The organism is Paenibacillus lacisediminis (assembly GCF_046567315.2).
Genome location: NZ_JBKIAX020000001.1, coordinates 272,652 through 287,092 on the forward strand (window position 1 = coordinate 272,652; position 14,441 = coordinate 287,092).

Consider the following 14,441-nt stretch of genomic DNA (forward strand, 5'->3'; position numbering starts at 1 on the left):
AAAGGAGCAACACAAATGGAGTGGCTGAGAGAACAAAAATACCGCCGAATCGAGGATGCAAGTGAAGATGAGATGAACCTGCTGCTATCCAAAGTCAATCGTTGTCCTTGGCGGCAAACCTTTCATGTACAGCCTGTTACGGGACTTCTTAATGACCCTAACGGATTTTCTTTTTTTAATGGAGAATACCACTTGTTTTATCAATGGCACCCTCTGGGCCCGGTCCACGGTTTAAAATATTGGTACCACACCAAATCCAAGGATCTGGTTCATTGGGAAAATGCCGGAATCGGCCTGAAGCCGGACGCTGTTTTTGACCGCCATGGAGTTTATTCGGGCAGCGCCATTGAGCACGACGGGAAGCTGCACTTATTTTATACGGGCAACACGCGGGATGAGAATTCGGTTCGGCACCCCTATCAATGCATTGCCGTGATGGACTCATCCGGAAACATCTCCAAGCTGGACAAACCGGTGATTGATCACGTCCCAAGCGGATATACGGAGCATTTTCGCGATCCTAAAGTGTGGAAGGACGGGGACAAATTCTACGCGGTAATCGGAGCTCAAAGAACGGATGAAACAGGCTGTGCCGTCCTATACAGCTCACTCGATTTGCTGGAATGGACATTTAAAGGAGAAATCAAGACTCAGTTGGGGCGTTTCGGGTACATGTGGGAATGTCCGGATTATTTTGAATTGCAAAACCACGGAGTGTTGATTTTTTCACCGCAAGGATTGGAATCGGCCGGAGAGCGGTATCGGAATATCTATCAAGCGGGTTACGTCCTGGGCGGAACATTGGATTTGCGGGAAAAAACGCTGCGGCACGGTCCGTTTACCGAGCTTGACCGGGGCTTTGATTTTTACGCTCCGCAAACAATGGTAGATCCTGCGGGACGGCGGATTTTAATCGGCTGGATGGGCTTGCCCGAAATCGATTATCCGACCGACCCGAGCGGATGGGCGCATTGCTTAACGCTGCCGAGGGAAATAACCGTTCATGGCGGGAAACTGATTCAACAGCCTGTTCGGGAGCTTCAGACCCTCCGCAAGAAAGAAGTTAGAGCGGCGGACACCATTTTTAACGATGCTAAAAGGTATGAAGGTTTTACGGGAGCCGCATATGAACTGATCTGTGAATTTGCAGTTGGAGATGCGGCGGAATTCGGGATTGAATTTCGCGCGGGCGATAAGAACAAAACCGTGGTGAAATATGATGCCGTGCAAAAAAAGGTGATCCTTGACCGCACCTTATCCGGCGAACCAACAGGTGTGGAGTATGGTACGGTGAGAGCTTGCGAAGGGGATGGCGATAAGATAAAGTTTCATTTATTTGTGGATACTTCCTCCGTAGAGGTATTTGTAAACGAGGGGGAAGAAGTGTTCACCGCCAGAATTTTTCCGGACCAAGCCAGTCAAGCTATTCGTTTTTTTGCAAAGGAAGGGCAAGTTGCATTTCAAGCCGTAAAATGGGATTATTAAAACCTTTAGATAGAGAGGAAGGCGGAAGCAGATGAAAGTAGGGGAAGTTATCGAGGCGATTATTGAGGATTCATGCGGTGCTTTCAGGCTGGAAAAAACATGCGATCAGTTAATTAGCGGAAGCTATGATACGCCGGTGGAGGGAATCGCAACGACGTTTATGGTCACGATTGAGGTGATCAAGCAGGCCGTTGCCGCCGGCGCCAATATGATCATCACGCATGAGCCGAGCTTTTATACAGGGAAGGATGCCACCGATTGGCTGGAGGAAGATCCGTTATATGCCGCCAAAAAAAAGTTGATCGAAGACAACCGTTTGGCGATTTGGCGTTACCATGATTACATGCACCGGGCCAAAACGGACCGGATTTACGATGGACTTCTAAGGGAAATCGGCTGGGAAAACAACTTGGTGGATGAGCAGCGCCCTTTTCTCTACGGAATTCAAGAGACGACTTTGGCCGAGTTGGCGCGGTTTTTTAAACGGAAATTGGCGATGGACATGATCCAGATTGTCGGCAACCCCGAAATGAAATGTTCCAGGGTAGGGATTTTGGTCGGCGGAGGCAGCTTAGGCCTGGGCAGAGAACAAATGCCCATGGAGTTAATGCGGGACGAGGACTTGGATGTGATGGTTTGCGGCGAGATCACGGAATGGACCCTTTGCGCTTATGTTAACGATGCAGCGATGCTCGGCATGAACAAGGGCATGATTGTGCTGGGCCATGAGCGGAGCGAGGAATGGGGCATGAAATTTATGGCGGAATGGCTGAAGCCTTTGGTGGGCGTTATTCCGGTTACATTTATCGATACGAAAGAGCCGTTCGTTTATTTATAATATGGAAAGATGATAAGCCACTAGCCGCAGCATTTGCCGGTTAGCGGCTTCTTAACTTTGTTTCGGATATATTTGGCAATGCTAGCGACTTGAACAGCTGGCACTTACATGTTGGATCAGCATTTCCGCAAACCGCGTTGGAATAAGACCCCATTGACTCATGGGAGCCAGGCTCAATTTTTGCAGCAGTCCCATCATGGAGGTGAAGATGAACTGAGCGGTTTCCAAAGCTTCAAGCTCGGGTTTTAGGGAGCCATCTTTTTTCCCGGCTTCAAGAGCCGCGATAAGAAAATGCTGTTCCTTCTTCTCATGAATAAAGCGTTCATAACGTTCCTTAAGCTCCGGGTTTGATTCATAAGCTTCATAGTGCAGGTCAAACAGCAGGATAAACTTGATATATTCGGGATGCTGCCGGGCAAAAACCATCCAGGCGTCCAGCATGGAGCGAAGCTGTTCCCTGCCGTTTAATGCCTCCGCTGCCGTTCTCTCCACAAATTCGGTCATGCTCTCCAGCAGTTCCATCTGGACTTCAAAGATCAGTTCGTCCATGGATTGGAAATGTTTATAGAAAGTGACCCGGCTGACTCCGGCCCTGCCGCACACGTCCTTAATGTTGACATTGAGGAAGCTTTGCTTCATAAAAAGCGCCTTGCCGGCCGCGATCAACTCTTCCCGGTTTTTGTTTTTCAGGTTTTGGTGCCAGTTCTCAATCATGGACAGCGATCCGCTCTTTCTTCGATTTTTGTCTGTCTCCCGTTAAGAACAGGGTAGCCAGCAGAATGATTGCACCCAAAATATAGGGTAAATCGATATGTTTGTCAAACAGTCCCCCGGCGATCATCGGACCGAGGATATTTCCCATGCTCGTATAAGTGGTGTTCAGTCCCGAAGCGTAGCCTTGCCGATCGCCGGCCGCGTTAGCGATCAGCGAACTGACCGTTGGCCTTAAGAAGGCATTAAAGGCAAAAAACAGGGCGGACACGGCCAAAAGATATCCTAAATTGATCCTGATCAGCATCAGCAGGAGGGCTATGCCCGTCATGATCAAAGACAACCGGATAAGCTTCAACTCCCCCAGCCGCTTGATGATCCAATCCAGCAGCCAGACCTGCACAATAATGCCTATAACGGCGCCTACCGTAATGATGATGGAGATTTTGCCGGCGTTTAAGCCATACTTCTGTTCCACAAAAAGGGCATAGACCGTTTCATAGTTCACCAACCCAAACGTCATGACCAGGATAAGCAGAAGATAGCGAAAATAGGGCGTCCGAAACGAATTCAAAATTTGCCGGGCGATCGGTTCACGAGTGGCCTGTTTGCTGTGCAATTGCCTTTGTTCACGCGTCAAAGTCTCCGGCAAGAAGATCGTCAGCAGCGTCGCTATAAGACCCAGCCCGGCCGCGAAATAATAGGGAACCCGTATGCCCAATTCAGCAATGATGCCGCCTAGTCCGGGGCCCAGCACCATGCCCAGATTCATGGCGGCGCCCAAGTAGCCCATCCCTTTCGCCCGCGTTTCGGGTGTTGTGATATCCGCGACATAAGCCATGTTGGAAGGAACCATCAAGCCTAGTCCAATGCCTCCGATAAACCGGGCGAAATACAGCAGCGGCAGTGTCGTCGACGCGGCGAACAGCAGATCGGACAGAACGGTTAAAAAAAGGCCGGACATGATCAACTTTTTGCGGCCCCATTTATCGGACAACTGCCCGCCGATTGGCGAGAAAAGAAACTGTGCGGCTCCAAATGCGGCCACAAGGTAACCGGCCGCCGTTCCCGCCGCATGAAATTGTTTGAGATAGTCAGGCAGGATGGGGATGACCATGCCTTGCCCCAACAAGGCGATAAACAAATTCAGCATCAGAATGTAGAGCGGAAACTTGGCTGATTTGGATAATTGGCGGCTCATCATAGTCTCTCCTTGGTTTACACATAATAATCGATTACACTATGTAAACCATACTAGCGAAAAACAAGCCGGTTGTAAACCATGTCATACCTCGAGACGGTCCTTGACAGTTGGCTGCCGGAACGACCAATCGTTGGCCTTCAAAATTGCGGAACTTTATGTTCTTATTATCCGGAGCCAGGCATGTTGATCCCCATTAGAGGATTTTTTTGTACTTATTTCCTACTGAATGGACCATAACGCGGTCATCTCCCTGCGATCCGAGAAAATTGCGGCATAAAATTCCCCTATTCTCCCAAACGGACGGATATCGCCGGAATAGCGCCATTTTATGCCCTTATGTTTTTCGCTGGAGGTGGGTCCCCTATTGTCATTCTTAAACAAATGAACTTGACGACAGCCGTGAGGATACCGGGCAGAGCCCCGGGCTTGCTGCGGACAACTGCTCGGCGTACACTGGCTCGGCTTTGGCCAGTTCGGCAAAATAACTGTCGATGACGTGATTGGCGGGAACGGAGCCGTTCTGGAAATTCAGCGGGTAGGAGACCGGGACGTGGCGGTAATAGTACGTTTTTTCCTGTTTCGGCAGTTTGTAGATATAAGGCGGCGCATGGGTTACGATGTCAAACAGGTTGGCGATCCGGTAGCTGTTGGGGACGTATTTGGCAAAAGCTTTGGCAAAATCGGGATCACCGACGCGGGGCGAAGCGAACGTAAACAGAATGGGGGTACACGCGGTGTTGGCCGCAATATCGACGGCGCATAGGGTAGCCAGGGCTGCGCCTAGACTATGGCCGGTAACGTAAAGGGTCTTGTCCTGCGGCAAACGGCGCAGCGCGGACAAGACCTGCTTCCGAGCCGAAGCGTAAATGCCGGTGAAGCCGCGGTGAGTGAGGCCGCCTTCTTTGATGTACCTGCAGGTTTTTTGCGAGGCGATGGCGTCGGCAATCCAGTTGGTGGCCGAACTGGTGCCGCGAAAAGCGATCACGATTTCCTCCGGGGATTGCAGGATAAACCCAAACCGTTCCCAAACGCCGATTAAGGATTTGGCTTCGATCGTATCGAAAAGTGAATAACCGGGCGGGAGGACAAACGATCCGTCTTCGTTCGAAAATTGCGCGTAGGTCTGACTGCAGACCGCGGCCAGAAGTAAAGCCCGCTGAACTTGAGCCGCATTTAATTCCATTTCTAATCCCCCCTTTTACCTCAATATATTTAAAAATCCAGGGAAAGGTGCCCATTCCGCCACAAACTAATGAAGAAGCAAATCCGCAAAGGGGTTTACAAATCGTAATGATTACGATATTATATTTGACGTTAATGCGTAATGATTACGATTAAGGGAAGAGGTTAGCATGATTTTATCGTCCATGCGCGAGGTTGTTTTTGGATACGGGAACGAGCCCGTCATCGAAAACTTGTCCCTCGACATCCATACCGGACAATTTATCGGGATCGCGGGGGCCAACGGCACGGCCAAGTCGACTTTGCTGAAGCTGATGCTAGGGCTGCTTAAGCCTTGGAGCGGTTCGGTGAGGTTCAACCGGTTTCAGGAAGACGGTTCAAAGGTGATTGTCGGCTATGTACCGCAGCAGGTGTCTTCCTTTAATGCAGGTTTCCCCAGCAAAGTCATTGAACTGGTCCGCTCGGGCTGTTATTCCCGCTTGGGGTTGTTCGGCCGGTTCAAAGCGGAGCAGCGGCAGGTTGTGGAGCGAAGCCTGAAACAGGTGGGCATGTGGGAGTTTCGCGATCGTAAAATCGGCGAACTGTCGGGAGGCCAAAAACAACGCGTCTGCATTGCCCGGGCCCTGGCCCAGGAGCCTCATGTGCTCATATTGGATGAGCCCGCTACGGGCATGGATGCGGCGAGCCGGACGGCGCTTTACGAGCTGTTAAGGCAAGACGTAACGAGCCTAGGCCGGACGGTGATTATGGTCACCCACGGGCTGGAGGAAACGGCGCCGTATCTCGACACATTGATTCAATTGGAGCGGGGGGAGGATGAAGGATGGCGATGTTCGGTTACGAATTCATGCAGCGCGCCTTTTGGGCAGGAGGTTTGATCGGGATTATCGCTCCGCTGCTCGGAGTTTACCTTATGCTTCGCCGCCAGGCTTTGATGGCGGATACGCTGTCCCATGTATCCCTGGCCGGGGTGGCTTTGGGTTCGGTGCTGCATCTGAATCCCGCGCTCAGCGGTTTTGCGGTGGCCATTGCCGGAGGAGTCGTCATCGAGCAGCTTCGCCGTTCCTACCGTACATACAGCGAACTGCCGGTAGCGATCATCATGAATTCGGGGCTGGCGCTTGCCGTAGTGCTTATGAGCGTGCAGCAAAATTTGAGTCAAAGCTTCAGCTCTTATCTGTTCGGCTCCATTGTCGCGGTCAACGATACTCAATTGTTCCTAATCGCTGTCGTTGCTTTGGTCAGTTTGATTTATTTTATTCTGCTGCGGCGCCCGCTTTATCATCTGACGTTCGATGAGGAAACCGCCGCGATTTCCGGCGTCCGGGTAAAGCTGCTGTCCTTTTCCTTCGCGGTGTTGACCGGGATGACCGTAGCCGCGGCCATGCCCGTCGTGGGTGTGCTGCTGGTTTCGGCGCTAATCGTGCTGCCGGCTTCGCTGGCTTTGCGCGTTGCTTCCGGTTTTGCGGCGGCGATCGCCATCTCTGTCGGCACCGGGTTGGTTGGCGTTTTTTCCGGCTTAAGCGTTTCGTATTACATCAACACCCCGCCCGGGGGAACGATCGCCTTGATTTTGCTCGTTTTTCTGGTGGTCACGATCCTATTGCAAAAGCTGCTGCGGGTTCGCGGCCGGCGGGTTGCCAAACAACAAATTAAAAAGAAGGAGTACGTGAAAAATGAAATTTTGGAATCGTAGTTTCATCGCTTTATCTCTATCTATGATGTTGGTTGTGGCCGGCTGCGGATCAAACGCAAATTCGCCGGCCAATAGCGCGGGAACGAACGGCTCGTCCACTGCGCCGGAAGCGTCCGCAAATACGCCGGCCACGGAAAAATTAGAAATTAAAACGAGCTTCTATCCGATGTACGAATTTACGCGCCATGTGGCGGGGGAACTGGCCAATGTGGAAAACCTCGTTCCCGCGGGCATGGAGCCGCATGATTGGGAGCCGACGCCCCAGGACATGGCCGCGATTACCGAGGCTGACGTACTCGTGTACAACGGAGCTGGGATGGAAGGCTGGGTGGACCAGGTGCTGGACAGCGTCACGGGAAAAGGGCTAAAGGCGATTGAAGCCAGCCAAGGGCTTGAAATCGTGGAAGGCGCGGAAGATGAGCATGAGCATGAACATGGCGAAGAGGCCCATGAAGACGGCGAACATGCGCATGAGGGTGAACATGTACATGAAGACGGCGAACATGCGCATGAAGAAGGTGAACATGTTCACGAAGATGGCGAGCATGTCCACGAAGATGGCGAACATGCCCATGAAGCAGACGAGCACGGTCACGATGATAGCGGGCACCACCACGATCACGGCGGCCTGGATCCGCATGTATGGTTGTCGCCGGCGCTGGCGATTCAAGAGGTTCGCAACATTGAAAAGGGACTGTCCGAAGCGGCTCCGCAATACGCGGACCAGTTTAAAGCCAACGCTGATGCTTATGTATCGGAGCTGGAGGCGCTCGATAAGGAATTTACCGAAACGCTCAAGGACAGCAAGCGCAAAGACTTCATTACCCAGCATGCCGCCTTCGGTTATCTGGCCAAACAATACGGGCTGACCCAGGTGCCGATCGCCGGCCTGTCACCGGAACAGGAGCCGTCGGCTTCCCAGATGGCCGAAATCGTTCAGTTTGCCAAAGAGCACAACGTGAAGACGATCTTTTTTGAAACCCTGGTGTCCTCCAAAGTGGCCGATACGATCGCTTCCGAAATCGGGGCAAAGTCGGCAGTTTTGAATCCGATCGAAGGCTTGACCGAAGAAGAGTTGGCTAAGGGGCTGGATTACATTGGCGTGATGCGTCAAAATCTGCAGGCTCTGAAGGCTGCGCTAAACGAGTAGGAATTAGCACAAACAGCCTGACACAACGTTCTGATTGGATATACTCCAATAGAATTGGAAATTGAATGGTAATTACAGCAGTATCATTGGATATATCCAATAGATTAGGCTCGGAAGGGGGCAAAACGCCAGACCTGAGCTTAATCTATTGGATTTTTTCCAATGTGCGGGCAAAATCGTGTTCAATTCCCGCCAATCTATTGGATTTTTTCCAATGAGAGGCGGGAATTTGCTCGGTAAATAAATTCCCCGGGTGCTTGCCCAAAAACGGGTTCGGTGTTACGTTAGGAGAAACCTGTAAGAATCCATGAACGCCGAAGGGTGAACAATTCTATGAAAATAACGTTGCAGCAGCTACGATACGTGGTCGAGGTAGCCAACCGCGGTTCGATGAATGAAGCCGCCAGGCGGCTGTTTATTTCCCAGCCCAGCCTTTCCAATGCCATCCGGGAGCTCGAGGAGAACATCCAAATGACGATTTTCGAGCGCACGAACAAAGGCATTATGCTCTCCAAAGAAGGCGCCGAGTTCCTTGCGTACGCGAGACAGGTGATGGAGCAGGCGGAACTGCTGGAAAACCGCTACCTGAACGCCAAGCCGTCGCCGCAGCATTTCTCGGTTTCCACCCAGCATTACGCGTTTGCGGTTAACGCGTTTGTGCAGCTGGTTCAGGAGCACGGGCAGGACGAATACGAGTTGGCCTTGCGGGAGACCAAAACCCACGAAATCATCCAGGACGTCAAAAGCCAGCGCAGTGAAATCGGTATTTTATATATCAATGAATTTAATTCAAAGGTAATCAACCGGCTGTTAAAGGACGGAAATTTGATCTTTAACAGCTTGTTTAAGGCGAAGGCGCATGTATTTGTCAGCATCCGCAATCCCTTGGCCCAGCATGCCATGGTCACACTGGAACAGCTCCAGGATTATCCGTATCTATATTTTGAGCAAGGGGAGTTTAATTCGTTTCATTTTGCCGAGGAAATTTTGAGCACGCTCTCCCATCGAAAAAGCATCAAGGTGAACGACCGGGCCACGCTGTTTAATCTGCTGATCGGCTTGAACGGGTATACGATCTCCACCGGCGTGCTTAGCTCGGATCTGAACGGAAATGAGATTATAGCGGTTCCGCTCGCCAGCGACGAAACGATCAATGTGGGGTGGATTTGCCATCGGAACGCCAAACTGACCAAGCTGGGCACGGCCTATATCGAGGCGCTGGAGCAAACGGTGGCGAACGAAGGCCGTTGATATAGCTTTTTCCTATAACGGGCAATAGGTAATTAGATTTACTCTATAAACTTTAAAGTATGCTATCTTATTCCTAATCGAAATGGATCAAACGAGGAGTGAGATGCAAGATGAAAAGCGCTAATTTGGGTTATCCCCGCATCGGACGGAACCGGGAGTGGAAAAAGGCGTTGGAAGCCTACTGGTCCGGCAAGCTGGAGGAAAAAGAACTTCACGAGGAACTCAAAAACATACGGCTTAGCAACTTGAAGCTGCAACAGGAAAAAGGAATCGAAGTGATTCCGGTAGGCGACTTCACTTACTATGACCATGTTTTGGACACGGCCGTTATGTTCGGGCTGATTCCGCAAAGATTTGGTTACGAAGGCGGAACGCCGGATTTATCCGTTTATTACGCCATGGCTAGAGGCAGCCGTGAGGCAGCGGCCTGCGAGATGACAAAGTGGTTTAATACGAACTACCACTATATCGTGCCGGAGCTGGAGGAAAACCTCGAGCCCAAGCTTACCCGCAACCGCCCGCTTGAAGCTTACCGCGAGGCCAAAGCGGAGCTGGGGATCGAAGGCAGACCGGTTATCGTCGGGCCGTATACGTTCCTGAAGCTGTCCAAGGGATACGCCTCGGACCAACTTGACAACTGGATTGACAAGCTGCTTCCGCTGTATGGGCAGATCTTGAAGGAACTGGCGGCGGAAGGCGCCGAATGGGTGCAGATCGACGAACCGATTCTTGCCACCTCGTTGGGCGAAGAAGACATTCAGCGCGTCACCCGCATTTATGACAAGCTGGGGCAAGAAGCGCCGGGCATCAAGCTGTTCCTGCAAACGTACTTCGAAGCGGTGGATCACTACAAAGCCGTCACTTCGCTTCCCGTTCACGGCATCGGCTTGGATTTCGTGCATGACAAAGGGCGCAATTTACAGGCGATCCGCGAGTTTGGTTTTCCCGCAGACAAGCTGCTGGGCGCGGGCCTGATCGATGGCCGCGCCATCTGGCGGGCGGACCTGGACAGCAAGCTGGAGACGCTGCAGACGCTGGCCGCAGCGGTGCCGGCGGACCAGCTTGTGATCCAGCCTTCCTGCAGCCTGCTGCACGTCCCGATCAGCGCCGCAAATGAGCGGACGCTGGAGCCTGTTTTGCGCGGGGCGCTTGCTTTTGCCGACGAGAAGCTGGAGGAGCTCGCGCTGCTGGCGAAGGCCGGCCGGCTCGGCTATGAAGCCGTTCGCGCCGAAGCGGAAGGCGCGGGCGCGGCGCGCCGCGCGCTGCAGCAGTCGCCGTCCCGCAACAGCCGGCAGGTCCAGCAGCGGATGGCCGCTTTGGCCGCGCAGCCGACTTCCCGCCCGGACAGCTATGAAGTGCGGAGCAAGCTGCAGCGGAAGCGCTGGAACCTGCCGCTGCTGCCGACGACGACGATCGGCAGCTTCCCGCAGACGCCAGAAGTCCGCAGCGCCCGGCAAAAATGGCGCAAGGGCGAATGGACGGGCGAGCGCTACGAGGCGTTTATCAATGAACAGATCGGGATTTGGATCGAGCTGCAGGCCGAGCTTGGGATGGACGTGTTCGTACACGGCGAGTTTGAACGGAACGATATGGTGGAATTTTTCGGGGAGAAATTGGCCGGTTTCGCCTTTACCGCGAACGGATGGGTGCAGTCCTACGGCTCGCGTTGCGTAAAACCACCGATCATCTATGGCGATGTGGAATGGACAGGGCCGATGACCGTGGCCGAAACGGTGTACGCTCAGTCGTTGACGGATAAGCCGGTGAAGGGAATGTTGACCGGTCCGGTGACGATTTTGAACTGGTCGTTTGTGCGCGACGATAAATCCCGCGAAGACGTCGCTTATCAGATCGCGCTTGCACTGCGGGAAGAAGTGGAGGCGCTGGAAGCCGCGGGCATCGGCATGATCCAGGTCGACGAACCGGCGCTGCGCGAGGGCTTGCCGCTGAAACAGGCACAATGGCCGGCTTATTTGGAATGGGCGGTGCGGGCGTTCCGGCTGTCCACCTCCACGGTCAAAAACGAGACGCTGATCCATACGCATATGTGCTACAGCGAGTTTCATGACATTATCGATTCGATCAACGCGCTGGATGCCGATGTCATTTCGATCGAAACCTCCCGCAGCCATGGAGAGCTCATCGAAAGCTTTGAGAAGAACACCTACGACAAGGAGATCGGCCTCGGAGTGTATGACATTCACAGCCCGCGCGTGCCATCGGCCGCCGAAATGGGCTTGATGATCGACCGGGCCCTGCGTGTTCTCGATCCGGCCCAATTCTGGATCAATCCGGATTGCGGCCTGAAAACCCGCAAATATGAGGAAACCGTCGCCTCCCTGCGCAATATGGTCGAGGCAACCAAGCAGGCGCGGGAAAAATACGCCATCAAGGCGTAGGTTCCGGCCGGCGGCGGATTTGCCCAAAAGCCAAAAGCATGCGTTCCCTTTCCGGGAGCGCATGCTTTTTTGGTACGCCCGGTTTGGGCGCCGCCGCCAGGGCAAAGTCCCGAAGGCTATAGATCACTCCCAGCAGGCGATCAATTTATTGATAAAATCATCGAAGCTGTGGGTCGAAGCTAACAGATTCACATTTTTATCGTCCGTCAATATGGTGGCCAAGGCATCGAACACATCGCGGAATATTTTCCGGTCCTCCCCGCTTATGGTGAGCAGCAATACAATTTTCACGGTGGAAGCGTCCCATTTGATCCCGTTCGGATTCAAATAAATGAACATCCCCGTTTTGCGGGATTCCATTTTGATCGCATGAGGGATGGCCACGTGTCCGAACGCCGTAGACGACATGGCTTCCCGTTCCATAATTTTGTCCAAAAAATCCTCGTCCGTATAACCATCCTCATGCATAATTTGACAGATAAAACGCAATACCTCTGCTTTCTCGGACCCTGCCGTAGAGTTGTGAAAATGCCTTTCGTCCAAAAAAGTTTTTAATTGGATCTCAAATTGACTTTTCTTTTTTAGTTCCTTTAATTCAAAGATTTTGGCCGATACTTTTTCCCGATCGCTTTCGATAAAAAACGGGGTAATCACAACATAGGGCACTTCCGGAATCTTATGCAATTGGGCGGAAGAAATAATGAAATCACTGGTTGCATGGTTCAGATCGCTCTCATCCGTTACAATCGAATGAATCGAAATATCATCGCCAAAATACTGCTGCAATTTATTGATGATCTGCACATTCATATTGTAATAAAGCGGAAACAGCACCGTACACGAGATTTTTATGTTCGACTGCCGCTGCAATTCAATGGCATACCCCAGGTGAAAAGCCAGATAAGCGATTTCATCGTCGCTGATGATATAACCGGTTTTTTCTTTAATCACATGCGAAGCATGAACAGCGCAATCGTAAATGAGCGGGCATTCCCGTTTGATCGTATTCGTTAATGGATTTTTCGTCGAATGATGATTTTTTAATCTCATTAACAGGTTTTTTACGTGCAGCGTAAAACGTGTAATAAAATCGGAATCGGCAATACTGATATAGTAATACTTATCCAAGTCGGTGGCGATTTCACTGACCAAATCAATGCAATCTTTGCCGGCGATATTTTCCAGGTCGCTTACTTCAATTTGCGTAAAGTTCACATTGGTCCCATTGCACGAAATTAAGATCGCCAAATCGGCGATTTCTTCTTCCGGGTAGGTGACATGAAAATACGATTCTAATTTAAAGGCGATCTCTTTGGCTATTAAATAGGCGGTGTTATCGATATTATAATTCACAGTCTTATTTAAAAACTGAAAATCATGTTTCATTCTGTCTATTGCAATGGTGATGTGGATGATCACATTGGTCAAATAATAATCATTCGTAAAAAAGTGATGCGCAGAAAAAGTTTCCACGACGACTTCCCGAATGTAATCAATATCCAGCTCTTTATAAAATCTTTTGATTTTATCAATGTCAATAAAACTTCCGTTGGCCTCTTCGTACAAAATACTGCTCATTAGCTTGCGTTTATCTTTTTCTTTTCCCTGCAATCTAATATGATCCTTACTCAACTGTAATTCCAAGTTATTTTTGGCCAGCTTTTCTTTGATCAGCTTGAGATCAAGTCTAAGCGTCGACTCGCTGATAAACAACGCGTCACTTAAATCATAAATATAAATCGGCTCATTGGTTTGCACCAGTTTTTTCAGAATATAAGCGATTCTTTCGGATTGAGTTTGCGGGATTGCTTTTTGTTCACTTGCCAGAAACATATTTACCTTATCAGTATCGACCTTATAACCTTTATTCGACGATAGGATTAACCCGTGGTGAATAGCATTGATCTCGCTGATATAAGATTTGATGCTGCGTTTGGACACGCCGCATTCATCCGCTAAATCTTGAGATGAAATCCAATCATTGCTGTTTTCAGTTAAGTATTGAATTAGATCAATATACTGCGTTTTCATATGTGACTCCTCACTTTAAAATGTTGCACCATAGGGGTGCAGTTTTTTATTTGAGCCCGTTTCGGGGTTTGTATTATAGTTTGGTTGTAACAAAGATAGCGCTGTCAAAACATTATAAGAAAAACTTCTATCGATGTACAGTCACAGAAAAACAAGGAGGATTTACCATGGCAAATTCAAACGAAATGTTAAACGTGTTGTTGGTTTGCGGATCCGGAGCAAGTTCCGGTTTCATGGCTGCCAATATTCGCAAGGCCGCTAAAAAGAGAAACCTGAACATGGATATTAAGGCCAGAGGGGAAGCGGAAATTGAAAATTATATCGATGATATCGATGCTTTGTTGGTTGGTCCCCACTTGGCTTATATCGTTGAAGAAATCGAAGACCTTGCCAAAGATGCCGATGTCAAAGTGCTCTTAATGAAACCTTCGTATTATTCCACTTTAGATGGGGAAGCCGCTTTAGATGATTTGCTGAGCGAATTGAAAATTTAA

The 14,441-nt window shown here is 50.6% G+C and carries 12 protein-coding genes; 8 read left to right on the forward strand and 4 right to left on the reverse strand.

The features are described 5' to 3' along the window. The first annotated feature begins 15 nt into the window (after positions 1–15). A complete protein-coding gene (locus ACLD72_RS01235; protein WP_410995020.1) occupies positions 16–1,485 on the forward strand; it encodes a glycoside hydrolase family 32 protein in 1,470 nt (489 codons plus the stop codon). 31 nt (positions 1,486–1,516) lie between these two features. Beyond that, positions 1,517–2,323, forward strand: a complete 807-nt coding sequence (locus tag ACLD72_RS01240) for a Nif3-like dinuclear metal center hexameric protein (protein ID WP_410995019.1) — start codon at positions 1,517–1,519, stop codon at positions 2,321–2,323. An 81-nt stretch (positions 2,324–2,404) separates the two neighbouring features. Here the strand turns inward: ACLD72_RS01240 and ACLD72_RS01245 are convergent, their stop codons facing one another. The 3 genes from ACLD72_RS01245 to ACLD72_RS01255 form a co-directional block, all read right to left on the reverse strand. Then, on the reverse strand, positions 2,405–3,037 hold the full coding sequence (locus ACLD72_RS01245; RefSeq protein ID WP_410995018.1) for a TetR/AcrR family transcriptional regulator: 633 nt from the start codon (positions 3,035–3,037) through the stop codon (positions 2,405–2,407). Next, a complete protein-coding gene (locus ACLD72_RS01250; RefSeq protein WP_458475473.1) occupies positions 3,030–4,235 on the reverse strand; it encodes an MFS transporter in 1,206 nt (401 codons plus the stop codon). Before ACLD72_RS01250 ends, ACLD72_RS01245 begins: the two co-directional genes overlap by 8 nt. Before the next feature lie 376 nt (positions 4,236–4,611). After that, positions 4,612–5,421 carry a lipase family protein gene (locus ACLD72_RS01255; RefSeq protein WP_410995016.1) on the reverse strand — a complete coding sequence of 270 codons (810 nt, stop codon included), beginning with the start codon at positions 5,419–5,421 and terminating at the stop codon, positions 4,612–4,614. A gap of 169 nt (positions 5,422–5,590) precedes the next feature. Here ACLD72_RS01255 and ACLD72_RS01260 point away from each other — a divergent pair, with 169 nt between their 5' ends. The 5 genes from ACLD72_RS01260 to metE all read left to right on the forward strand — a co-directional run bounded on the left by ACLD72_RS01260 (position 5,591) and on the right by metE (position 11,916). Beyond that, complete coding sequence (locus ACLD72_RS01260; protein ID WP_410995015.1) at positions 5,591–6,298, forward strand: metal ABC transporter ATP-binding protein; 708 nt, start codon at positions 5,591–5,593, stop codon at positions 6,296–6,298. After that, the gene (locus ACLD72_RS01265; RefSeq protein ID WP_410995013.1) at positions 6,244–7,116 is read left to right on the forward strand and encodes a metal ABC transporter permease; all 873 of its coding nucleotides are present in this window, start codon (positions 6,244–6,246) and stop codon (positions 7,114–7,116) included. Before ACLD72_RS01260 ends, ACLD72_RS01265 begins: the two co-directional genes overlap by 55 nt. Further along, positions 7,097–8,266 (forward strand): metal ABC transporter substrate-binding protein, encoded by a 1,170-nt coding sequence (locus ACLD72_RS01270; protein WP_410995012.1) that lies wholly within the window; start codon positions 7,097–7,099, stop codon positions 8,264–8,266. Before ACLD72_RS01265 ends, ACLD72_RS01270 begins: the two co-directional genes overlap by 20 nt. 339 nt (positions 8,267–8,605) lie before the next feature. Beyond that, complete coding sequence (locus ACLD72_RS01275; protein ID WP_410995284.1) at positions 8,606–9,517, forward strand: LysR family transcriptional regulator; 912 nt, start codon at positions 8,606–8,608, stop codon at positions 9,515–9,517. A 110-nt stretch (positions 9,518–9,627) separates the two neighbouring features. After that, positions 9,628–11,916, forward strand: coding sequence for a 5-methyltetrahydropteroyltriglutamate--homocysteine S-methyltransferase (metE, locus tag ACLD72_RS01280; RefSeq protein ID WP_410995010.1), 2,289 nt, complete (start codon positions 9,628–9,630; stop codon positions 11,914–11,916). Positions 11,917–12,039: 123 nt separating this feature from the next. Here the strand turns inward: metE and ACLD72_RS01285 are convergent, their stop codons facing one another. Beyond that, on the reverse strand, positions 12,040–13,947 hold the full coding sequence (locus ACLD72_RS01285) for a BglG family transcription antiterminator (protein ID WP_410995009.1): 1,908 nt from the start codon (positions 13,945–13,947) through the stop codon (positions 12,040–12,042). 185 nt (positions 13,948–14,132) lie between these two features. Here ACLD72_RS01285 and ACLD72_RS01290 point away from each other — a divergent pair, with 185 nt between their 5' ends. Then, entirely contained in the window at positions 14,133–14,441 is a 309-nt protein-coding gene (locus tag ACLD72_RS01290) for a PTS sugar transporter subunit IIB (RefSeq protein WP_397334067.1), read from the forward strand.